General features: G+C 58.8%; 18 protein-coding genes and 3 pseudogenes. 18 read left to right on the top strand and 3 right to left on the bottom strand.

Going from position 1 to position 22,424, the window contains the following annotated elements; genetic code table 11:
* Positions 1–40: 40 nt before the first annotated feature.
* Positions 41–574 carry a peroxiredoxin gene (locus EOA32_RS00365; RefSeq protein ID WP_029356553.1) on the bottom strand — a complete coding sequence of 178 codons (534 nt, stop codon included), beginning with the start codon at positions 572–574 and terminating at the stop codon, positions 41–43.
* A 1,174-nt stretch (positions 575–1,748) separates the two neighbouring features.
* Here EOA32_RS00365 and EOA32_RS00360 point away from each other — a divergent pair.
* The 4 genes and pseudogenes from EOA32_RS00360 (at position 1,749) to EOA32_RS00345 (ending at position 6,588) form a co-directional block, all read left to right on the top strand.
* On the top strand, positions 1,749–2,060 hold the full coding sequence (locus tag EOA32_RS00360) for a hypothetical protein (protein WP_206437555.1): 312 nt from the start codon (positions 1,749–1,751) through the stop codon (positions 2,058–2,060).
* An 832-nt stretch (positions 2,061–2,892) separates the two neighbouring features.
* Positions 2,893–4,008, top strand: coding sequence for a histidinol-phosphate transaminase (gene hisC, locus EOA32_RS00355; RefSeq protein WP_126063823.1), 1,116 nt, complete (start codon positions 2,893–2,895; stop codon positions 4,006–4,008).
* Between the two features lie 94 nt (positions 4,009–4,102).
* Positions 4,103–5,137, top strand: a complete 1,035-nt coding sequence (locus EOA32_RS00350) for an LLM class flavin-dependent oxidoreductase (protein WP_095484287.1) — start codon at positions 4,103–4,105, stop codon at positions 5,135–5,137.
* A gap of 244 nt (positions 5,138–5,381) precedes the next feature.
* Positions 5,382–6,588, top strand: a pseudogene (locus EOA32_RS00345) (IS3 family transposase).
* Positions 6,589–6,601: 13 nt separating this feature from the next.
* On the opposite strand, the pseudogene EOA32_RS00340 reads toward EOA32_RS00345, so the two are convergent.
* Together EOA32_RS00340 and EOA32_RS38275 are read right to left on the bottom strand one after the other, a co-directional pair.
* A pseudogene (locus tag EOA32_RS00340) lies at positions 6,602–6,719 on the bottom strand (transposase); the annotation flags it as partial.
* Positions 6,703–6,876: a hypothetical protein gene (locus EOA32_RS38275; RefSeq protein WP_167512160.1), complete on the bottom strand. Its 174-nt coding sequence runs from the start codon at positions 6,874–6,876 to the stop codon at positions 6,703–6,705. The gene EOA32_RS38275 and the pseudogene EOA32_RS00340, both read right to left, overlap by 17 nt.
* Positions 6,877–7,211: 335 nt before the next feature.
* Here EOA32_RS38275 and queC point away from each other — a divergent pair, with 335 nt between their 5' ends.
* The 14 genes and pseudogenes from queC (at position 7,212) to EOA32_RS00270 (ending at position 21,750) form a co-directional block, all read left to right on the top strand.
* Positions 7,212–7,910: a 7-cyano-7-deazaguanine synthase QueC gene (gene queC, locus EOA32_RS00335; RefSeq protein WP_063170389.1), complete on the top strand. Its 699-nt coding sequence runs from the start codon at positions 7,212–7,214 to the stop codon at positions 7,908–7,910.
* A complete protein-coding gene (queD, locus tag EOA32_RS00330) occupies positions 7,910–8,266 on the top strand; it encodes a 6-carboxytetrahydropterin synthase QueD (protein WP_126063824.1) in 357 nt (118 codons plus the stop codon). Before queC ends, queD begins: the two co-directional genes overlap by 1 nt.
* Before the next feature lie 5 nt (positions 8,267–8,271).
* Positions 8,272–8,997 (top strand): 7-carboxy-7-deazaguanine synthase QueE, encoded by a 726-nt coding sequence (gene queE, locus EOA32_RS00325; protein ID WP_164752747.1) that lies wholly within the window; start codon positions 8,272–8,274, stop codon positions 8,995–8,997.
* Positions 8,998–9,767: 770 nt separating this feature from the next.
* Positions 9,768–10,520: a carbonic anhydrase gene (locus EOA32_RS00320; RefSeq protein WP_126063825.1), complete on the top strand. Its 753-nt coding sequence runs from the start codon at positions 9,768–9,770 to the stop codon at positions 10,518–10,520.
* A gap of 160 nt (positions 10,521–10,680) precedes the next feature.
* Positions 10,681–10,876: pseudogene (locus EOA32_RS39535) on the top strand (7-carboxy-7-deazaguanine synthase QueE); the annotation flags it as partial.
* 1,051 nt (positions 10,877–11,927) lie between these two features.
* On the top strand, positions 11,928–12,821 hold the full coding sequence (gene nifH, locus EOA32_RS00310) for a nitrogenase iron protein (RefSeq protein ID WP_024505261.1): 894 nt from the start codon (positions 11,928–11,930) through the stop codon (positions 12,819–12,821).
* 87 nt (positions 12,822–12,908) lie between these two features.
* Positions 12,909–14,411 carry a nitrogenase molybdenum-iron protein alpha chain gene (nifD, locus tag EOA32_RS00305; RefSeq protein ID WP_024505262.1) on the top strand — a complete coding sequence of 501 codons (1,503 nt, stop codon included), beginning with the start codon at positions 12,909–12,911 and terminating at the stop codon, positions 14,409–14,411.
* Positions 14,412–14,540: 129 nt separating this feature from the next.
* Positions 14,541–16,082 carry a nitrogenase molybdenum-iron protein subunit beta gene (gene nifK / locus EOA32_RS00300; RefSeq protein ID WP_126063826.1) on the top strand — a complete coding sequence of 514 codons (1,542 nt, stop codon included), beginning with the start codon at positions 14,541–14,543 and terminating at the stop codon, positions 16,080–16,082.
* A gap of 61 nt (positions 16,083–16,143) precedes the next feature.
* Positions 16,144–17,619 (top strand): nitrogenase iron-molybdenum cofactor biosynthesis protein NifE, encoded by a 1,476-nt coding sequence (gene nifE / locus EOA32_RS00295; protein ID WP_095489376.1) that lies wholly within the window; start codon positions 16,144–16,146, stop codon positions 17,617–17,619.
* 8 nt (positions 17,620–17,627) lie between these two features.
* Positions 17,628–18,980, top strand: a complete 1,353-nt coding sequence (gene nifN / locus EOA32_RS00290) for a nitrogenase iron-molybdenum cofactor biosynthesis protein NifN (protein WP_126063827.1) — start codon at positions 17,628–17,630, stop codon at positions 18,978–18,980.
* Positions 18,977–19,474 (top strand): nitrogen fixation protein NifX, encoded by a 498-nt coding sequence (gene nifX, locus EOA32_RS00285; protein WP_063169371.1) that lies wholly within the window; start codon positions 18,977–18,979, stop codon positions 19,472–19,474. Before nifN ends, nifX begins: the two co-directional genes overlap by 4 nt.
* Before the next feature lie 16 nt (positions 19,475–19,490).
* Entirely contained in the window at positions 19,491–19,970 is a 480-nt protein-coding gene (locus tag EOA32_RS00280; RefSeq protein WP_024505267.1) for a NifX-associated nitrogen fixation protein, read from the top strand.
* A 107-nt stretch (positions 19,971–20,077) separates the two neighbouring features.
* Positions 20,078–20,782: a response regulator transcription factor gene (locus tag EOA32_RS00275; RefSeq protein WP_224571202.1), complete on the top strand. Its 705-nt coding sequence runs from the start codon at positions 20,078–20,080 to the stop codon at positions 20,780–20,782.
* A gap of 95 nt (positions 20,783–20,877) precedes the next feature.
* A complete protein-coding gene (locus EOA32_RS00270; protein ID WP_126087041.1) occupies positions 20,878–21,750 on the top strand; it encodes a universal stress protein in 873 nt (290 codons plus the stop codon).
* Positions 21,751–22,424: the final 674 nt, after the last annotated feature.

The raw sequence follows: 22,424 nt of genomic DNA, 5'->3' as shown, positions 1-22,424 counted from the left end.
TAGTGTGTGCTTGGGTTGTGTGAGACTTGCCACTTCTGGGTCATGCCGCCGCCTTCAGTTTGTCGAGAACGTTTTGCGGGGATGAAACGCCATAGGGGTCCGTCTCGCAGTTGTCACAGAAGCCTTCCTCCTCGAACCACTGCTCCACCACGCCATCGTCGATCAGAGCGGCGTATCGCCAGGAGCGCATGCCAAAGCCCAGATTGTCCTTCGCGACCAGCATGCCCATTTTGCGCGTGAACTCGCCCGACCCGTCTGGGATCAGCTCGATCTTCTGCAGCCCCAAGGACTTTCCCCACGCATTCATGACGAAAGCATCGTTGACCGAGACGCAGTAGATCGCGTCAATTCGCAGTTCCAGAAATTGATCATAGAGTTTTTCGAAATCGGGCAGTTGGAAGGTCGAGCAGGTCGGGGTGAAGGCGCCAGGCAGCGAGAACAGGATGACGCGCTTGCCCCCGAAATAATCGTCGGAGGTCTTGTTCTCCCACCGATAAGGATTTGGCCCCCCGATCGACTCATCGCGAACACGCGTGCGAAAGGTCACGAGAGGAACGTTCTTTCTGTCGGTCATTGATTTGCTCCCAGGCCAAAGTGGTACGGTGCATTTTTCGGTTAAACTGAAGCGGCATCGACTTCGGTCGACAGTTCCGGCAGCCTCGCGCCTTGGCGTGGTTGCCTCGGACCGGTCTTGTGCAAGACCGCCCCCGAGCAGGCACGTTTAAAGGCGACGAGCTTCCGCGGAGACGGGGAATTTCGCTCGCGTGCTTTATCGAGCTTTGAGAGGTAGGCATGGTCTGCAACCGTGATTTTGACTGCGTTCTATCGACCGAGTCGCAAGCGCCATGCCAATTGACCCGATGCCTTGGGTTCACTTCGGTTTTTGCAGCAACTTTCGTGTTGTGCAGTAATGCCGGTCGATATTATTGCTCAAGCAGCACTGGAAATTGGGTGCGACTCCGTTCGGCAAACCCGGCCTTTGTCCGAAGCCGGACACGAATGTCGGAAATAGCCAAACGCCAGGATCTGGGGCGGGTTAAGAAACGTTGCCGTGGGCACCGGCTTCAGCACAATTGCGCCACGCGAGCATGGCTCCCAGCGTCAATGCCGTGCAGCAGCGAGACGAAGTCACTGCAGAATATCAACCTCTGCGAAGTCGTTGAAACCCAGCATGTGCGAGCCGTTCGAGGCGCAGATCAAGGCATGCTCGAGGAAGAGCTCGTGCTCTCGGCAGCAAGTGTTGCGACGTCTGACAAGGATCGTCGCGCTTCAAGGAAAAGAACCTGAATGGTGCACGGCTTGTGAAGGCCGGCGCATGGAAATGGCTGGGCTGATCATCCTCCATGAGGGTTGAATGAAGAGCTGGCCCCTATCTCCCTCAGCTGCAACGGGGGGAGGTAGGGCATGTCCGTCTATCGCGCTGGGTAACATTCCTCGGTGAGGCAATAAGGGGGAGCAATTTCTCATTTCGGCAGACACGACCCAGCTCTCCTTTCATGCGCTGATTCCCCCAAGGGAAATCGCGACTCCAGGCTTCCTATGCAGCGAATCGCGGTGCTGTCCGATGTCCGACAATGTCGGATGCGGATCGTAGCTGGGCTAGATCCGTCACTTTGCCTCGATGGTTTCCCACTGGCCTTATATCTGCTTCGCCCCAAATGCGGCGACATAACCTGTGCGGCATCTGTGAATGGATCGACTTCAATCGAGACCTCGGAGGTCCCGATGCGCGAAGGGAGCTTGCCGATATGACGGCCACCATAGCGAACCACGGTCCGGACGACGAGGGGACTTGGATCGGCGGGCCTGCGGCGCTGGGACACCACCGCCTGGCAATCATCGATATCCAGGGCGGCCGTCAGCCGAGGATGCTCCAGGAGGATGGCCGACCTGACTTGGTGCTCGTCTACACGGGTGAGACTTACAACTACCGCGAGCTGCGTCAACAGCTGGCCGGCCTAGTCCATCGCATGAACACGAGCAGTGACACCGAGGTGGTGCTGCACCGCCCCCGCGAGTGGGGCTCTTCGGCGGGTACACTTTTTTCACGAAATCCGTGAATGTTTCTCGCGACATCATCCCGCAATCGGTGGTGCAGCGGGTGAAGAGCCCGTATCCGGCTATCCAGAATGCCGCCTACGACAAAATACTACGTACGCGGTTCACTGCGATGCTGGACGACCTAGTGCCGGCAGTGGCACCGCTGTTGTCCGTCGACAGGTCCCGCGCTTGCTCGGTGCGACCAACAACCTTAAGCGCTAGGGCGTAACCTGACCCTGCAAGATCTCCTCACCGACTATAAGGTGCGCCTCACGATCTGAGACGATGGGACAGGATGGCTAAGGAGGTGCGCCGTCTTGCATGCCCCGCCACCGAGGCGAACCCTCTTGGCTACGCGCGCCACAGCGACGCTCCATATCGTCAGGCCTGCGTCTCATGCTCAGATGAGCCGGTATTTGGCTCTCTCATCAGCAAACCGAGAGAGCCCATGCCAAGACGGAAGCAAGCAAGACGAACGAGCGTCAGAGATATCCTGCGCCTGACCCATAAACAGGGCAGTCCGGTGGGCCAGGTGGCAGAGCAACTGAGGTTCGGCAAGACTTCGGCTTCCACCTATCTGCGGGCGCTGGAGACGGGCTGTCGTGCAGGCCCTGCATGCGGCTTTGAGGACGATGCGATGTTGAAACACCGTCTGTTGCGCCGAATCGGCCGTCGGCCACACGTTGGGTCGTCATCAGGTTCTCGACAGCTTGCCGGTGTCAAATCCAAACCGTGGTCGGCGATCCCCACCAGGGTGGGAAGGCAGCGCTGATATAGCCGAACGTCGATCAAGTCACGATCAACTATTGCCTCATGTCACATGCCCTGCGGGACTGAAAAACGGAGAAGAACATGTGCGATGCAAAACTGAAGACCGTGCTTTCGCTTTTTTCGCCGGTGGCCAGCAAATTAGATGCTCTCTCGTCCAACGGACCAGCGACGGATGCAAATTGCGTTAAGCTAAATACGAACGAGAACCCGTTTCCGTTGCCGAAGAGCGTAATGCAAAGTGCAATTGCTGCGATCGAACACCAGTATCTTTATCCGGAAGACGACAATCTCAGCTTAAGGGCAGCTGCCTCCGATGCTTACGGATTTTCCAAAGATCAGGTGATTGCCGGCAACGGTTCGTCGGAGCTGCTCGGACTCATCTACAGAGCTTTCCTCGCCCCAGGAGATAGAGTGGCGATGCTGTCGCCCGGATTTTCGTTCAACCGTAAACTTGCCATGTTGCAGGGTGCCGAGTTTCTCGAAATCGCATCGAGCGAAGCTCATCCCCTGCCGATAGAAAAACTGCTGTCCGGCCCCGCAAAAGACGCGAAGTTCATTCTGTTGGCTAATCCGAACAATCCGACCGGAACATTCGTGCCGGTGGCCGAAATCGAACGCCTTGTGGAGCAAGCAGATCGCTTGGTCGTCTTGGATGAGGCCTACGTTGACTTCGCACCCGACAATGCCCTGCGCCTCGTCAATAGACATCCGAATCTTTTGATCTTGAGGACTTTTTCAAAGAGCTATGCTGCTGCTGGCGTGCGAGTCGGCTTCGGTTTCGGTCACCCAGAAATCATTGGCAGGCTGCGCAACATCCAGAATGTCTTCAACATGAACGTGATCGGGCAGGCGGTCGGGAAAAGCATTCTTGCGCATCGCCACGCCTACGAAGAGAACCACAGGCACATCAAGCATGAACGACAGCGAGTGACCCTGGCGCTGTTGCAACTTGGCTTTTCCGTAACACCCTCCCACGCAAACTTTTTGCTGGCCCGTGTGCCGGCGGGACAGGAGGGCTCATGCTGGCAAGCCGCGTTGAAAGAGCAGGCGATCCTCATCGCCAGCTTTCCTGACGTAGATTTGAAGAACTGTATTCGCGTCAGCATTGGCACCACAGAGCAGATGGACAAATTCCTTGCTGCCGCCAAACGCGTCTGTATGAGCTTTAAGAAGAATCGCGGTGTGCACAAGCATTAAGTCAATTCACATTAAGCGCCAAGTAATAGGTGCTGATATGTCGCCAGCTATGATGATTAGCGAATAAATAATAGGTAATTTGGAGAACAATTAATTGAAGAAAATTTCCGCTTCGGGCCTGACCTTCGGCATCTTCGATCATCTGGACGAAAACGGCGATGACATCGCACAACAATATGCAGATCGGCTGAGCCTAGCAGAAGCGTGCGATGGCTATGGCTTTTATGCGTATCATCTCGCCGAGCACCACTGTACGCCGCATGGCAGAGGTCCATCACCGAATTTGTTCTTAGCGAGCGTCGCCCAGCGAACCCGCAGTCTTCGTGTTGGTCCCATGGTAATGCTACTTGCGCTCTATCATCCGCTGCGTGCCTTCGAGGAGATCTGCATGCTTGATCAGTTGAGCGGCGGCAGGCTTGAACTCGGCATAGGGCGCGGCTCTGCTCCCACTGAATTGGGATACTTCGGGGTTGCTGTAGAAGCAGCACCAGAACAGTATGCGGAGGCCAGTGAGATTCTCATCAATGCGATGAAAGGCGGGACGCTTTCTTATCAGGGCCGCCACTTTGAGTTGAAAGATGTTCCGCTGACGTTGAGACCTCACCAATATCCCCATCCGCCGACATGGATCGCCACCAATCGACCCGAGCCGGCTAGCTGGGCCGCTGCGAATGGGGCAAACATCGCCTGCGTCGGACCTTCCACTTCTGTTCGCAGCGTTACCGACGCGTTCCGCGCCGCCCGAATTCACGATGCTGACATTGGCCAGCAAGCGCCATTTCTTGGATTGCTCCGAATGGTGGTGATAGGGCGTTCTGAAACAGATGCGTATTTGCTCGCAGCACCTGCCTATGAACGATGGCTCAATAGCTTCAAATTTCTATACGAACTAAATGCCATTTCCACTCCACCAAACTTGCCTTTGAACTTCGATGCAGCAATTGAAAGTGAATTGTGCGTCGTGGGAACGGCAGATTCTGTCCGAAAAGCTCTCCTTGATCAGCTGGAAGAGGCAGGTGCTAATTATCTTCTGTGTCAACTGGCATTTGGGGATTTGCCGCTGGATGCCTCACTATACACCGCATCGGCCATTCGATCCGAAATCATGGCTCGAGTTGCCGCATCGTGAATCCGTCGTGTGATTGGAGGAGCAGCGGCAGCGCTGCTCCTCATTGCGAAACGGTTGTGGGGGCCGGACTCCTGTCAGGTGTAAACCATTGGAGCACGTCCTATCTGATCCAGGTCATATCCTGCGGCTTTGAAGTAGTTGGCACATTCGGCTGGGGTGAAGAGGTCGACGACCGCGCCGAGGCCTTGCCCCTCTGATCTAATCCGGTTTGAAGTTCGTTCTGGCCCATCCAGAGGATCAGGACATGAAACGCAGCCGCTTCTCTGAAGAGCAGATCATCGGAATTTTGAAGAAACACGAGGCCGGGGTATCGGTTGGCGATCTGTGCCGCAAGCACGGGGTCAGCGACGCCTCGATCTACAATTGGAAGGCCCGCTTCGGCGGGATGGATGTCACCGAGGCTCGGCGACCTGAAGGGCTGGAGGACGAGAACACGCGCCTGAAGCGGCTTCTGGCCGACGCCATGCTCGACAATGCCGCGTTGAAGGACCTTGTGGGAAAGAAATGGTGACGCCCGCCGCCAAGCGGAAAGCTGTCGCTCGCCTGAAGGAAGGCTTCGGGATGAGCAAACGGCGGGCGTGTAAAGCCATCGGCTGTTGCCGCATGACGGTTCGCTACCAGACCAGCAGGCCGGACGACCGGGAGGTTCGCGAGCGGATGAAGGCGATCGCGCAGGAGCGTCGCCGGTTCGGCTACCGGCGTCTTCTCGTGATGCTGAGGCGGGAGGGCCTGGTCGTGAACCACAAGAAGCTGTTCCGGCTCTATCGGGAGGAGAAGCTCGCCGTTCGCCGCCGTGGCGGCCGCAAGCGGGCGATCGGGACCAGGGCGCCAATGCTGGTGCCGCTGAGGCCCGACGAGTGCTGGTCGCTCGACTTCGTATCGGACCAGCTCACCGACGGGCGCCGCTTCCGCATCCTGGCCGTCGTCGACGACTGCACGAGACAGTGCCTGGCACTCATCGTTGATACGTCTCTCTCGGGCATGCGGGTTGCCCGCGAATTGGACCGGCTCATCACTAGCGCGGCCGGCCCAGGATGATCGTCAGCGACAATGGCAGCGAGTTCACCTCGAACGCCATCCTCTCCTGGGCGGATCAGAACCGCGTCGAATGGCATTACATTGCGCCCGGCAAGCCGATGCAGAATGGCTTCATCGAGAGCTTCAACGGCCGACTGCGCGATGAACTGCTCAACGAGACGCTGTTCACCTCGCTGGCTCAGGCGCGCGTAGCCATCGCCCTGTGGCACGCCGACTACAACACCGCGCGGCCGCACTCCCAAATCGCCTGGCAGACCCCGGCCAAGTTCGCCAGCACCTTCAATCCGCGACGGTCGCTCGCGCTGCGCTATGCCAAAGGCTCCGCGCCAGCGCCCGTCGCTTCACCCGCCCAGCAGGGCACAACCCACGCCGGAAACGAACTCAAAACTGCTGGGGCAACGTCAGTCCCATAGAGCCTTGATGGTCGGCCTTTGCTCGCAGCAGCGCCTTAGGTTGGGCGAAGGCGTTCTCAATCGGATTGAAGTCGGGACTGTAGGGCGGCAGGTAGAGCAGGCTCGCCTGCGGCCTCAATCGCGCCGCGCAGGGTTCTCCAGGCGGATGTCGCCAATGTCAAATTTGCTGGCATCCATGTCGCCCTCGCTTTCTGGTTCGAGATCGGAAAATCGCCGAATAATCAGCACATCAACCTGCGCCTGAAGGAGCTCACTGCCACTTTCGGCTGGCGGGGTGTGCCGCCCCACAATTAGAATGTCAATTGTCGTGCCAACCGCACAAGCGAAGGCCAGAAAGCCAACATGTGTTCTGCGGCTTAATTAAGAGTCAGCCGATGTCGGCCGAACATCACCTTGTCTCGAAGTCGACGATCCGACAGCAGATTGCGAAAGTTGGCGCGATGCGAAACAAACTGCTGAAGCGCTCAACTTTTATTGATCACGCGTGTTGGACGCGACGCACTCCCGTTCCAATCGGGCTGAGCGCAAATTCTCCCGGTTCACAAAACTGAGTCGCTGGAGTAGTGGGGGCGCAGAGAAATCTCCGGTCGCAGCCTTACCCGGTCAAAACAAGGATACCAATGATGAAGACTCTCGCCGTCTGCTCTGGCGGATTGGACTCCGTTTCCCTTGCTCACATGGTGGCAGCGGAGCACGAACTCACCGGCCTTCTATCTTTCGACTATGGCCAACGGCACAGGAAGGAATTGGGCTTCGCCGCTCTTTGCGCGCAGCGACTGAAGGTCCCGCACCAGATCATCGACATCGGCGAAATTGGCCGTGGCCTTTCCGGCTCAGCGCTGACTAGCAGTATCGACGTGCCGGACGGCCACTACGCCGAAGACACGATGAAGATTACGGTGGTGCCGAACCGCAATGCCATCATGTTGGCAATCGCCTTCGGTCTCGCCGCCGCCCACAGCGCCGAAGCGGTGGCGGCGGCCGTGCATGGTGGGGACCATTTCATCTATCCCGATTGCCGTCCGGCCTTCATTGAAGCTTTCCAGACAATGCAAGACCGCGCGCTCGACGGCTATGCGCAGATACGCCTCTATGCACCGTATGTGAATCTCGGAAAAGCTGACATTGTTGCGGATGGCGCAAGATACGGCACCCCGTTTGCTGAGACCTGGTCCTGTTACAAGGGCGGCGTGCGTCACTGCGGACGATGCGGGACCTGCGTCGAGCGGCGCGAAGCGTTCCATCTCGCCGGGCACGCTGATCCCACCGACTACGAGGACGCCGATTTCTGGCTTGAGGCGCTGCGCAGGAGGCGCGCGTAATGTTCCACATCACCAAGGAATTCCACTTCTCGGCCTCGCATCAGCTCACCTCCTTGCCTCCCAACCATCAATGCGCGCGCCTGCACGGGCATAACTATGTCGTCGTAGTGGAGCTGTCGGCCAAGGAACTGGACGCCCACGGCTTCGTGCGCGACTATCACGATCTGGCGCCGCTCAAACGCTACATTGACGAGAGCTTCGACCATCGGCACCTCAACGACGTGCTGGGACATGAGAAGGTCACGGCGGAATGCCTGGCCAGACATTTCTATGAATGGTGCAAGGCACGTCTGCCGCAGACCGCGGCCGTGCGCGTTAGCGAAACACCGAAAACTTGGGCGGAATACCGTCCGTGACCGACATGCATCCCGCAATCCGTGTGAGCGAGATATTCGGGCCGACTATCCAGGGCGAGGGCGTGCTCATCGGCTTGCCGACGGTGTTCATCAGAACCGGCGGATGTGATTATCGCTGTTCATGGTGCGACAGCCTTCACGCGGTGGACAATCAGTATCGCCATGAATGGCTACCGATGCCGATCGATGCCGTGTGGCAAACCGTCCATGCGCTTTCCGGCGGCAGGCCGGTTATGGTCTCCTTGTCAGGCGGCAACCCGGCCATTCAGCCGTTCGGTCCCCTCATAGAACGCGGCCATCGCGAGGGCTATCGTTTTGCACTGGAAACGCAGGGTTCCGTGGTGAGGGAGTGGTTTGCGGATCTTGACGTGCTGACCCTTAGCCCAAAGCCGCCGTCCAGCGAGATGACCACCCGTTGGGCTGCGTTTGATGCATGCCTCGAAGCGGCGCAAGAGAAGCCGCAAATCGTGCTCAAGCTCGTCGTTTTCGACGAGAGTGACTATGCCTACGCCAAAGAAGTCGCGGCGAGATATCCGCACCTTCCGATCTATCTGCAACCCGGCAATCACACGCCGCCGCGCCCTGGCAGTGAAGACGCCTCTGTCGACTTGGACGGAATAATGATGCGAATGGAATGGCTTGTCGAAAGGGTGACTAGCGACAGGTGGTTCGAAGCCCGCGTGTTGCCGCAGCTGCACGTTCTGCTTTGGGGTAACAAGAGGGCGGTCTAGTCTGCGGCTTGCGTCGCACCGGAAGGCCGGGCTCCAACGGCTTGGCAGGCTCTCTTCGCGTGCCGAGTACAGCCGAGCTTTGTTCGCGTCAGCGGTCTCGCGATTGTGCGGCTGGAAACCGCCCGGACACCCCGCTGCCGGCGTGTGTCACCTTGACTCCGATGAGCTGTCGTCACGCAAAGTTGAAATCCGCAAGAACTGGCCTTCTCGCCCCACCTGCTCCGTCGCAAGCACGTCATCCCCTCATCCTTGTCCAGCTCTTATCGATGTATCTCATTGTCCGGCCTGACGCACGACTGTCAGCATGGGAATGCATCCATTGCGCAAATGCCTTCCATAAAGAAGATCGATTTCCTCACTGGCCCAACGTGAAATATAGCAACGTTTTCGTGGCGTGGGTCGGCTGCGTCGGGAGTAGCGATGAAAACGTATTAGGGTCGCCTGCGTCTCCTTGGGCAGCGAGTGTAAAGTATAGCGATGCGGCCTCCGGCGCGAACGGCAGCCGCGCAGTGATCACCTTCGCCTGTGCCTTTGCGGCGGGGGTCAAGCGCTGGTCTGCTCAAATTTTTTATCGTTTAGCTGGTTGAAACTGCTCCCGTTGCGGGCTGCAGAAGCCGGCCAGCCGAGAAACGGCAGCCGCACTTATGAAAGCACGCCAAGGCATGCGGGCATCTATCAGTTGCAAAGGACAATACTGGCCGCGCCGATTGGCCATCACGCGTCCATTAGGGCAGCCACCAACATCAGTTCGCAAGAGGAGCAAAAGTAATATGTATCGTCGTCACCTGATCAAAGGGTTGGTTGCGCTCGGCGCATGCCGGATTTGCGTTCAAGCCGCCCAAGCGACCAGTGCCCATTGGGGGTACACCGGTCCGGTCGGACCGGAGCACTGGGCTGATCTGGATAAGGAAAATTTCGTATGCTCTGCCGGCACGCAGCAATCGCCGATCAATATCAACAGCGCGGTCAAGGCGGATATCCCGCATATCGCCATCGGCTGGCACAAGGGCGGCGGCAATATGGTGAACAACGGCCACACCATTCAAATCAATATGCCACAAGGCAGCACGCTGACCCGCAGCGATCGTGTCTACGAACTGGTACAGTTCCATTTCCATGCGCCAAGCGAACATCACGTGGCGGGCAAGAGCTTCCCGATGGAGGTGCATTTCGTTCACAAGGACACGCAAAGTGGTACTCTGGGCGTGCTGGGCGTCTTTTTAACGCCCGGCGCGACAAATGCCAGCTTTGCTGCCCTTGCTGCGGCCTTTCCCGAACTGCCGAATGGGGAGGTGACGATCGACGAGGTGAATCCCAACTGGCTTCTGCCAGCCTCGCTTGGCTATTGGACTTATGAGGGCTCACTGACGACGCCGCCGTGCACCGAAAACGTCGAGTGGATGGTGGCGATGGAACCGGTTGACGTTGATCCGGCAGACATCCAGCGATTTGCCTCCCTCTACCCGTCGAACGCGCGCCCTATTCATTCACCCAATCGACGCTTCATCCTGCGCCAGAGTTGAGCGCCGCCCCAGCGGTTCCGCACGGTCCAACATTCTTGGCACAAGTTGGCGCGAAGCCTCCTCTTCCGGTCTGGCGGTCTGACGGCGCTCCCCAAGCTGGCTAGTCTAAATGATAGGGATTCGGTGCCGACACCACTCGTCCCAAAGACGTCGCGGCGAGGTTTGTCTGCAACCCGGCAATCACACGCCGCCCCGCCGTGGTAATGAAGACGTCTCTGTCGAGTCCGACGGAATATGATGCGCATGGAATCGCTGGTAGAAAAGGTGACATCGACAGGTGGTTCGAAGCCCGCGTCTTGCCGCAGCTGCACGTTCTACTCTGGGGTAACAAGAGGGTGGTGTATACCTTCTCCTAGCTTCGCCGCCAACTACTCGGTTTTCCGAATTGCTCTCTATATTCTTGAAGACGATGCGTTCGTTAAAGACATGTGCTGCGCACCTGGTGTAAAAGCTGCTCTCATCATGCAGAGGTCAAGCCAGTCGGGCTCATCCGAGGCTATGGCCGTGAGCACTGTTCAGTTCGGCAGAGAGGGCGCTTTTGTACACACTTTGCGATCGTGGCGGCCCCGTGGGCAGATCTGCAAGCTGCCGCGACACTAACCTCTCGAAGCCCGCCCGCCCGCCTGTTGATGCGTGTCTCCCAGTAAGATTCCTGTCCAAGAACGTGATAATCTTCTTGCCAGTGTTGTAGCTGATGTTGCCCTTGATGCCGCAGCCTACCGCGGCGGGACCAAACTCAATGGCAAGCAGGCCGGCTAGGATCGTGCAGCCAGTCGCGAGCCTCGCCCACAACGGGGTCTCACGCGCATGAGGGCGCCGACCATGGGTTCGGCGGTTCGTACGCGTATAACACGTATCTTTCTGAAAAAATCAATGCTCTCGGCTAAGCTACTGAATTATTTGGCTTCCATATAGCGCGTCGGCGGAACCAACTTGTAGACGGGCTATGAAAGGTTAAGCGCGGATGTCTATCGGCCGCCGGCGTTCCCGCTCTGTAAGCCTGCCTGAACTACCCGCGCCGCGGTCAAGCCCCAGGCTCCTGCTCATCCAGCGACCGCCCGATCAATGGCAGGCTGGAAAGACAAGAGCCGATGTCTTCCGATGGTCTCGCCATCAGCTTTGGGCTAACTTCCCCATTCTCCCGCTTCGAGCTCGACACACGGCGGTTTGGATGGCGCACGACAATCTGTGTCGGCTTTGTCGTGTCCGTGACAGACGCCTGAAAGGCCCGTTCGCGCGTTTTGCCGCCGTCTAAGCGGCTGGAATTTAATGACAAAGTTTTTTCTGGGATCGGCCGATCACGCTGGTACGCTTTTTGCGATGCTTGGTGTGAGGCGGCACGAGCTGCCTATCGGCACTTGTGTCGCGGGCAGTCGCGATGATTAGAACGAAGGAAGGAAAGCTATTATGTCAGGTCTGCGTCAGATCGCCTTTTACGGAAAAGGCGGCATCGGCAAGTCCACCACGTCCCAAAATACGCTCGCTGCCCTTGTCGACCTCGGGCAGAGAATCCTCATCGTAGGATGCGACCCCAAAGCCGATTCCACACGCTTGATCCTGAATTCGAAAGCTCAGGATACCGTCCTGGATCTCGCCGCACAGGAAGGTTCGGTGGAAGACCTCGAACTCCAGGACGTGCTCAAGGTGGGCTACAGAGGCATCAAGTGCGTGGAGTCCGGCGGCCCCGAGCCGGGTGTCGGTTGCGCCGGCCGCGGCGTCATCACCTCGATCAATTTCCTCGAGGAGAATGGCGCTTATGACGATGTCGATTATGTCTCCTATGACGTCCTCGGCGACGTGGTATGCGGCGGCTTCGCCATGCCGATCCGCGAAGGCAAGGCCCAGGAGATCTATATCGTCATGTCCGGCGAGATGATGGCGCTCTATGCCGCCAACAACATCGCCAAGGGCATCCTCAAATATGCCCATTCGGGCGGTGTGCGGCTGGGCGGGCTGATCTGCAATGAACGTCAAACCGACCGCGAACTCGATCTGGCCGAAGCACTGGCTGGCCGATTGAATTCCAAGCTCATCCACTTCGTGCCCCGCGACAACATCGTCCAACATGCCGAACTCAGGAAGATGTCGGTGATCCAGTACGCGCCGGACTCAAAGCAGGCAGGGGAATACCGCGCTCTGGCCGAGAAGATCCACGCCAATTCGGGCCAGGGTACGATCCCGACGCCGATCACCATGGAGGAGCTGGAGGAGATGCTGCTCGACTTCGGCATCATGAAGACCGACGAGCAGATGCTTGCCGAGCTTCACTCCAAGGAAGCGGCGAAGGCGGCGGCCCAGTAGTGACATTAGCGCTGCCATGAATCGGCGCGCCTTGCAGAGAACGGCGCCTATTCTTTGAGGCGTCACCCAACCTTGAAAGGGGGACTCATGAGCCGGGAATACGAGAATGACGGTGCTCTTCATGCGAAGCTTATCGAAGAGGTGCTGTCGCATTATCCCGACAAGGCGGCGAAGCGCCGCAAGAAGCACCTCAACGTCGCAAAGAGCGGCAACGAGGCTGGCGGGGAAAGCGAGGTCCTTTCCGAATGCGACGTCAAATCGAACATCAAGTCCATTCCCGGGGTGATGACGATTCGCGGCTGTGCATATGCTGGTTCGAAAGGCGTGGTGTGGGGGCCAGTCAAGGATATGGTCCATATCTCGCACGGCCCGGTCGGCTGCGGCCAATATTCTTGGTCGCAGCGCCGCAACTACTACGTCGGTACAACGGGCGTCGACACGTTCGGGACAATGCAGTTCACCTCCGATTTCCAGGAGAAGGACATCGTCTTCGGCGGCGACAAGAAGCTGGAACAGATCATTGACGAGATTGAAGTCTTGTTTCCGCTCAACAACGGCATCACCGTGCAGTCCGAATGCCCTATCGGCCTGATTGGCGATGACACCGAGGCCGTTTCTCGCAAAAAGACCAAGGAGTATGACAAGACGATCGTGCCGGTACGCTGCGAGGGCTTCCGCGGCGTCTCGCAGTCGCTTGGCCACCACATCGCCAATGATGCAATCCGGGATTGGGTCTTCGACAAAAAGGATGTCAAGTTCGAGGCCGGCCCCTACGACGTCAACGTCATCGGCGACTACAATATCGGCGGCGATGCCTGGGCCTCGCGCATACTGCTTGAGGAGATAGGGCTGCGCGTGGTTGGCAACTGGTCGGGTGACGCCACACTCGCAGAGATCGAGCGCGCCCCGAAGGCTAAGCTCAATCTTATCCACTGCTACCGGTCGATGAATTACATCTGTCGGCATATGGAGGAAAAGTATGGCGTCGCCTGGATGGAGTACAATTTCTTCGGTCCCTCCCAGATCGAAGCCTCTCTGCGCAACATAGCCAAGCATTTTGGGCCGGAAATCGAGGAGAAGACCGAAAAGGTCATTGCCAAGTACAGGCCGCTTGTTGATGCGGTCATCGCCAAGTACCTGTCGCGCCTGGAAGGAAATACCGTGATGCTCTATGTGGGCGGCCTGCGCCCCCGCCACGTCGTCACGGCCTACGAGGACCTCGGCATGGTCATCGTGGGCACCGGCTATGAATTCGCCCACAGCGACGACTATCAGCGCACCGGCCACTACGTGAAGAACGGCACGCTGATCTACGATGACGTGACCGGCTATGAGTTGGAGAAATTCATCGAAGGGATTCGCCCAAATCTGGTCGGCTCGGGAATCAAAGAAAAATACCCGGTGCAGAAGATGGGCATACCGTTCCGCCAGATGCATTCCTGGGATTATTCAGGCCCGTATCACGGCTACGATGGCTTTGCCATTTTCGCACGTGATGTGGATCTCGCCATTAACAACCCGGTCTGGGACCTATTCCACGCGCCTTGGAAAAGAAGCCGGGGCGATGAGCGGGCGATGGCTGCCGAATAAACATTTGCTTCAGCCCCAGTCTCCCACTGAGACGGTGAACTCCCGCGGCCTCTGATCCGCCGGAGCCTGGAACGTCTTGACGTCCTGAGCTGCCGTCCCGCGCAGCCAGATGCAAAAGAGGTAATCATCATGCCGCAGTCGGCTGAAAAAATTCTCGATCACGCTCCCCTGTTCCGCGAGCCGGAATACAGAAAGATGCTCGCTGAGAAGAAGCTAAACTTCGAATGTCCGCACCCCGATGAAATCATTTCCGATCAGCGCGATTTCACCCAGACGTGGGAATACCGCGAAAAGAACCTCGCCCGCAAAGCGCTTGTCGTGAACCCGGCCAAGGCCTGCCAGCCGCTGGGTGCGGTATTCGCTGCCGCCGGCTTCGAGCGAACCATGTCCTTCGTCCACGGCAGCCAAGGTTGCGTCGCCTATTACCGCTCGCACCTGTCGCGCCATTTCAAGGAGCCTGCCGCGGCGGTCTCCTCCTCAATGACCGAGGATGCGGCGGTGTTTGGCGGCCTGAAGAACATGGTCGACGGGCTCGCCAACACCTACCAGCTCTACGACCCCAAGATGATTGCCGTGTCGACGACCTGTATGGCAGAGGTCATTGGCGACGACCTGCACAGCTTCATCCAGAACGCCAAGGACGAAGATTCAGTCCCGCGCGACTTCGACGTGCCCTTTGCCCACACCCCGGCCTTCGTTGGCAGTCATGTCGACGGCTATGACAACATGGTCAAAGGCATTTTGGAGCACTTCTGGAAAGGTCAGGAGCGTACGCAAATCGAAGGAACCATCAACATCATTCCGGGCTTCGACGGCTTCTGCGTCGGCAACAACCGGGAGCTCAAGCGCCTGCTCGATGTAATGGGCGTGTCCTATACATTGATCCAGGATGCCTCTGACCAGTTCGATACGCCTTCGGACGGTGAATACCGCATGTATGACGGGGGCACGAAGATCAACGAGGTGAAGAAGGCCCTCAACGCCGAGGCAACGCTTTCGCTGCAGCATCACAACACCCGAAAGACACTGGGCTATTGCGAGGAGGTCGGGCAGGCGACGGCCTCGTTCCACTATCCGCTCGGCGTTCAGGCGACGGACGAATTCCTGATGGAGGTCGCGGCGATTTCCGGCAAGGAGATTCCCGAGGCAATTCGCCTCGAGCGCGGCCGACTGGTAGACGCCATGGCGGACAGCCAATCCTGGTTGCATGGTAAGAAATACGCCATCTACGGTGATCCCGACTTCGTTCACGCAATGGCCCGCTTTGTCATGGAGACCGGCGGCGAGCCAACCCATTGCCTCGCCACCAATGGCACCTCGGCATGGGAAGCCGATTTGAAGAAGCTGCTAGCATCCTCGCCTTTCGGCAAGGCTGCCCAGGTTTGGGCGGGCAAGGACCTGTGGGCGCTGCGCTCACTGCTCTTTACCGAGCCGGTGGACCTTTTGATCGGCAATTCCTACGGCAAGTACCTGGAGCGCGACACCGGAACACCGCTGATCCGGCTGATGTTTCCGATCTTCGATCGGCACCATCATCACCGCTTTGCGCTCTTTGGCTACCAGGGAGCGTTGCGCGTGCTGACGACGATCCTCGACAAGATCTTCGACAAACTCGATCGCGAGACGAGCGAGACGGGTGTGACGGATTATTCCTATGACCTCACGCGCTAAGAGCCGTGGCCGGCTTTTCGCCGAGGCCATTCCTTGCCCAATGGACTGGGGAGGCTGAGCAATGTCCTCCCTCAGCGCCAAAATCAAGGACGCCTTCGATGAGCCCGCCTGCGATAAGAACCGTGGCAAAGATGCCAAGGCGCGCAAGGAGGGCTGCTCGAAGTCGCTGACACCAGGGGCGGCAGCCGGCGGCTGCGCCTTTGACGGAGCCAAGATCGTCCTGCAGCCGATCACCGACGTTGCGCATCTGGTCCATGCGCCGCTCGCCTGCGAGGGCAATTCTTGGGACAACCGTGGTGCGGTTTCGTCAGGGCCGACCTTGTGGCGGACAAGCTTCACGACCGACCTCACCGAACTCGACCTTGTGATGGGGCAGGGCGAGCGGAAACTCTTCAAGGCGATCCGCGAGATCAAGCACACATACGCGCCGCCGGCGATCTTCGTCTACTCGACTTGCGTAACGGCGCTGATCGGTGACGACATCGAGGCCGTGTGCAAACGCGCCACGGAAAAGTTCGGTTTGGCCGTGGTGCCGATCAATGCGCCTGGCCTGGCAGGCTCCAAGAACCTCGGCAATAAGCTCGCCGCCGAGGCGTTGCTCGATCATGTCATCGGCACGGTCGAACCCGACGACCCCGGACCCTACGACATCAACATCCTTGGCGAATTCAACCTCTCGGGCGAATTCTGGCTTGTAAAGCCGCTCCTCGATCGGCTCGGGATCCGGGTGCGCGCCTGCATTCCCGGCGATGCGCGTTACCGCGACATTGCTTCCGCGCACCGCGCCCGGGCGGCAATGATGGTGTGCTCGACCGCGCTGATCAGTCTTGCCCGCAAGATGGAGGAGCGCTGGGACATCCCGTTCTTCGAGGGCTCCTTCTATGGCATCTCCGACACATCGCAAGCTCTTCGAAACCTTGTCAGGCTGCTGGTGAGGAAGGGCGCCGATCCGGAGATCCTCGAGCGCACAGAGACGCTGATCGCGCAGCAGGAGGCGATCGCGTGGAAGAAACTCGAATCCTACCGGCAAAGGCTCCAAGGCAAGCGCGTGCTGCTCAACACAGGCGGTGTGAAGTCCTGGTCGGTTGTCCATGCGCTGATGGAGATCGGAATCGAGATCGTCGGCACCTCGATCAAGAAATCTACGGTGCAGGACAAGGAGCGCATCAAACAAGTTCTCAAGCACGACAAGCACATGTTCGAATCCATGGCTGCGAGCGAGCTGTACGCCATGCTCTCTGAACACAGGGCCGATATCATGCTGTCGGGCGGTCGCACGCAATTCATTGCGCTCAAGGCCAAGACGCCCTGGCTCGATATCAACCAGGAGCGCCAGCATCCTTATGCCGGCTATGACGGCATGGTGGAACTCGTACGCCAGATCGACCTCGCCATTCACAATCCGATCTGGTCTCAGGTGCGCCAGCCGGCCCCGTGGGATTGCCAGCCTGAGCTGATAGGCGAATTGCCGTGCACGAGGAACGAGACCGCGTACCTGTTTGATGAATTCGCCTGCGCGACGGCACACGAGTGTTGAGGCGACCGATGGCCCGCATCCTTCCCCAGAGCAAATCGGCGGCAGTCAACCCGCTGAAGTCGTCGCAGCCGCTGGGTGCCGCCTTTGCCTTTCTTGGCGTCGACGGTGCGATGCCGCTGTTCCACGGCAGCCAAGGCTGCACAAGCTTTGCGCTCGTTCTCTTCGTGCGGCACTTCAAAGAAGCGATTCCCTTGCAGACTACGGCGATGGATGAGGTGGCGACCATCCTCGGCGCAGCCGACCATCTGGAAGAGGCGATCCTCAACCTCAAGAACCGCACGAAGCCAACGCTGATCGGGGTGTGCACGACCGCGCTGGTGGAGACGCGTGGCGAAGATTGCGCGGGTGATATTGCCAACATCATGCGGAAGCACACGCAACAGCTTGCGGGTACGGAGGTCGTGCTGGCCAACACGCCGGATTTTGACGGCGCGATCGAAGAGGGCTGGGCCAAGGCAGTCACCGCAATGATCGAAGGGATTACGCGCTCGGGCGAACGGGCGCGGCACCCGAAGAAGATCGCAATCCTGCCCGGATGCAACCTCTCTATCGCCGACATCGAGCATATGCGGGACATGGTTGAAAGCTTTGGGCTCAAGCCGGTTATTCTGCCCGACATTTCAGGCTCGCTCGACGGTACGGTTCCTGACCGCTGGGTAGCGACCACATACGGCGGCACCAGCGTCGAAGACATTCGCGAGTTGGGCACGGCCATGCAATGCATCGCCATCGGTGAGCACATGCGCCGCCCGGCGAAAGCGCTGCACGGGTTGACCGGCGTGCCTTACGTGTTGTTCCAGTCACTGACTGGGCTGCAGGACACGGACCGCTTCGTGTCGCTGCTGTCTGCGATTTCGGGCGCGGCGGTACCGGCCCGCGTGCGCCGGCGCCGGGCGCAATTGCAGGACGCGATGCTCGACGGACATTTCCATTTCGGCGGCAAGAAAATTGCCATCGCTGCCGAACCAGACCAGCTGTTCCAACTTGCGACCTTCTTTGCTGGCCTCGGCTCCGAGATAGCCGCGGCCGTCACAACGACCGACAGGTCTAAAATTCTCGAGAAAGTCCCGGCGGTTTCGGTTCAGATCGGCGATCTCGGCGATCTGGAAAGTCTTGCCGTCGGTGCTGACCTGCTTGTCACGCATTCGCACGGGCGCCAAGCATCGGAGCGGCTCCGAATTCCGCTCATGCGCATCGGGTTCCCGGTCTTCGATCGACTAGGCAGCCAGCACAAGCTCGCAATTCTCTATCAGGGCACCCGCGACATGATCTTCGAGGTCGCCAGCATCTTCCAGGCCAACCAACACGCGCCCACTCCTGAGGCGCTTGATCCACTCCGTAATCGAGAAATATCACGATGAACGCTGTTCGCCGCCTCTCGCTGGTCAGTAGTGAGGTTTTCGCCCCGATGCCTGAACGACGTAAGGGCGCATTGCGCGTTGCGATCGCCACTCAGGACATGCAGGACCTCAACGCCCATTTCGGGTCGGCCAGGCGCTTTGCTGTCTACGACGTGACGCGCGAGGAATGGAATCTCGTAGAAGCCGTGGCCTTCGATGACGTGTCCGATGAAAGCGGGGAGCATCGGGCCGAGCGCGATGATCGCATCACGCCAAAGGTGGATGCGCTCAAGGGCTGTCAGATCCTGTTTTGTCTGGCAATTGGCGGCCCTTCGGCAGCCAAGCTTGTCGCGGCAAAAATCCACCCGATCAAAGTGGCGGAGCCCCAATCGATCCCACAGGTGCTCTTGCGCACGCAGATGATGCTCAGGACGTGTCCTCCGCCTTGGCTGCGCAAGGTGCTGGCGCGAGCGGGCATTGCCGAAAAGAAACCGTCCTTCGAGGACGAGGACTGAAAAGAGGAGGACGCCAATGCCTGACCCCGCAATCCCCCCAGCTGTCGCCGAAGACGAGGCGGCTCTTTGCACCCCGTTCGTCAAATGCCTCGTGCGGCTGATCCGTTCTCAGGATTCCTATGGCTCGTGGGAACGCAAAGCGGACGCTGAGCTGCTGGGCGACTTCATCATTACCAAGGAACAGCGCCGAGGGATCCCAATCATCGGAGATCCCGATCCCGACGTGCTGTGGAGGCTCGACAAGTACTACGCCGCCATCGGGCTTGCGATCGAGGAGCGCTGCGGCCTTATGGCATCGCCGATGATCCAGGTGAGCCATGAGGGTTTTGGTCGGGTGCTTTTCACGACCGGACGGCTGGTCGTTTTGTCCAAAACGCTGCGCGATGTCCACCGGTTTGGCTTCGAGACGCTCCTGAAGCTCGCCACGGCCGGTACGAAGCTGGTCGACGATGCGATTTCAGTCATCGAAACCTTTCCCCACGTGGCGCTGGCATGATGGGCGCGATTTTCGAGAAAGGCCATCATGACGGACCCGAGAAACTATGTTGGCCAGTCCCCTCGATCCAGGGACTCGAGGCCGACCAGGTTGTTGGGGTATCGCCGATGAAGAAGCCGCTGGTCCTGATCTGCTCGCAAGATGCCGAGTTCTATCTGCTCTACAGCCACATACTGGAGGTTGACGGTTTCAGCAGTGAGACGGCAGACGGCGCGAAGGCTGCGCTGGCCTTGGCCGAACAACGGGAGCTTCAGGCCGTAGTGCTGGATTGCGACCCAGCCAGCATAAACGGGTCCGCAATTTGCGCCCACCTCAAGCGGGAACCGCGCACCACCGACCTGCCTATCATCGCCCTGATCGCGCCTGGCGCCGAGCACCAGCACCTCGATCTCTTGAAGGCAGGCGTTGAGAGCTTTGTGCGGCCGGTGGCTCCGGCCAAGCTGCTCGACTGCCTGCGGGCGAGGCTCGGGCTGACCAAGCGTGGTCCGAACGGGGTTGAAAACGACAGTTGGATTTGTTGTGGAGGCCTGGAGATGAAGCTCGATGCCCATCGGGTTCGCGGTAATGGCCACGACATCCATCTCGGACGGATCGATTTCAACGTGCTGCGGCTTATGATTGAGGCCCCCGGCAAGGTCTTCAGCCGGGACGAGCTTATCGGGGCGGCCTGGCTGCCCAACATTCATGTCGGTGCACGCACCGTCGATGTCCATATCAGCCGAATCAGGAGGGCGCTGAAAACGGCCTTGCCCGGCAGCGTCATTCGCACCGTCAGGTCGGCCGGCTACTCGCTCGAGAAGCCGGACGACTGAAATCGGTGATCGAACGTGGTGCCGCTCTCTCTTCCTCCTGAGAGCGGTGTTGCCGCTTTGAGGCGCTCCTAACGAAGACCAGGAGAAGCAGGCAAATGGAATTTAAAAGCATATTCAGTGTGACGGGTGCTGATCATTCTGATGAGGACCTCACAACAGCTGCCGGACTGTGTGCCGAGGTCGGCGCGCACCTATCGGTACTCATTATACCGCCTCCATTGCTCTTGATGTTGTCTCCGCCCCCCGAATGGAATACAGGACGTGCACAGGCAATTGCAGTACCGAACTATCGATTTCAGCAAATCGAGAAATTTTCACAGGACGTGACCAGAATGGAAAGACGGTCCGCGGATATCCTCAAAAGGCTGAAAGCTATGTCGCTTTCCTGTGACGTTGACACCGACTATTGCGATCCGGCTAGCCTCGGTGAAGTGGCACGACAGCGGGCGCTCTGCGCTGACCTGACGATCGTTGGAGGAGACCTCCTCAACGATGAGACTCTCGGACCTCCTGTTGTCAACGGCTGCTTGTTCGATAGCGGAAAGCCGGTGCTCATCGTGCCGAAGGGCGTTAAGGCGACGCTGTCGCCTCGACGCGTGCTGGTCGGCTGGGATTCGCGTGTAGAGGCCTCGCGTGCGGTTCGGGAAGCTCTTAGTATCCTATCCGCTGCCAAGGAAGTCTGTGTCGCTATGGTCGATCCAAAGGCGCAAAACAACGGGAAAGGCGCGCAGTCTGGAGCTGACATCGCTGCCTATCTTACTCGGCACGGTGCTCGGGTCTCCGTTGACCTGCTTAAGAGCGCCGGCAAATCGGCGGGCACAGTGCTGACCCAGCACGCGAACGACATCTGTGCTGACATGATGGTTATGGGTGCTTATGGCAGCCGTGGGCTGCGTGAGCGGATTTTCGGCGGTCCGCCGAGCTGGAGCTTTGGGAAGACCACATTGCCGCTGTTTTTGGCTCGCTGATCAGCTCCGTAGGAACACCGATCAGGTCGTAGGACCGCCAACCAGTCCGAAGTCGTCGTCGGTTACCGGTCGGATTGCGGAGACATGGCTGGATCCGCGAACATCTTGCGACGCTTGTCAGAGCCAAACCGGACGCCTCGACTGCTTCACGACGCTCTCGTGAACCAACTCGTGCGAGATCGTCCGCAACGGGCAGTAAAGACGAACGGCTGCAGCAGACCGCAGCCAAGCCACAGGGCGGGTGTACCAGGAGACCCCGCCTCGTGCGCGAACCCTGTTGGAAGGCCCCTTATCAGTACCCGGACGCGCGTCAAATCGGCGGCTGTCCCTGTCAGCCTGCGGTGTGCAAGGGCCGCTGCCGCGGAGCTTCCCCTGCCCGATCGTCGGGCGTGCGACAATGTCGGATTCCAGACGAGCTGGAACTGCGCGAACTCGTTGGTTTGACAGGTCTTTATCCGGCACGCCGCATGCATGGGAGTCTCCGAAAGCATTAAGAGCCGTTATCCATGGTTACGCCCCTCGAAAGAAAGAGCCGCTTCCGTCGTGGCAGGGAAACAGCCACTCCTGGGGTGGAGGCCGGCGCTAGAAGCCGCCGTAAGATCCGGAAGAGCCGCGCGACAGCATCACACACTTTCCTTCTGCTCTTGGGTTCGGATCACGCCGCGCCGCTGTCG

This window comes from Mesorhizobium sp. M1A.F.Ca.ET.072.01.1.1, assembly GCF_004023325.1.
In the GTDB taxonomy this organism is placed as follows: Bacteria; Pseudomonadota; Alphaproteobacteria; order Rhizobiales; family Rhizobiaceae; genus Mesorhizobium.
Note: the sequence above shows the minus strand (reverse complement) of the source record. Positions and strands in the feature narration are given on the sequence as shown.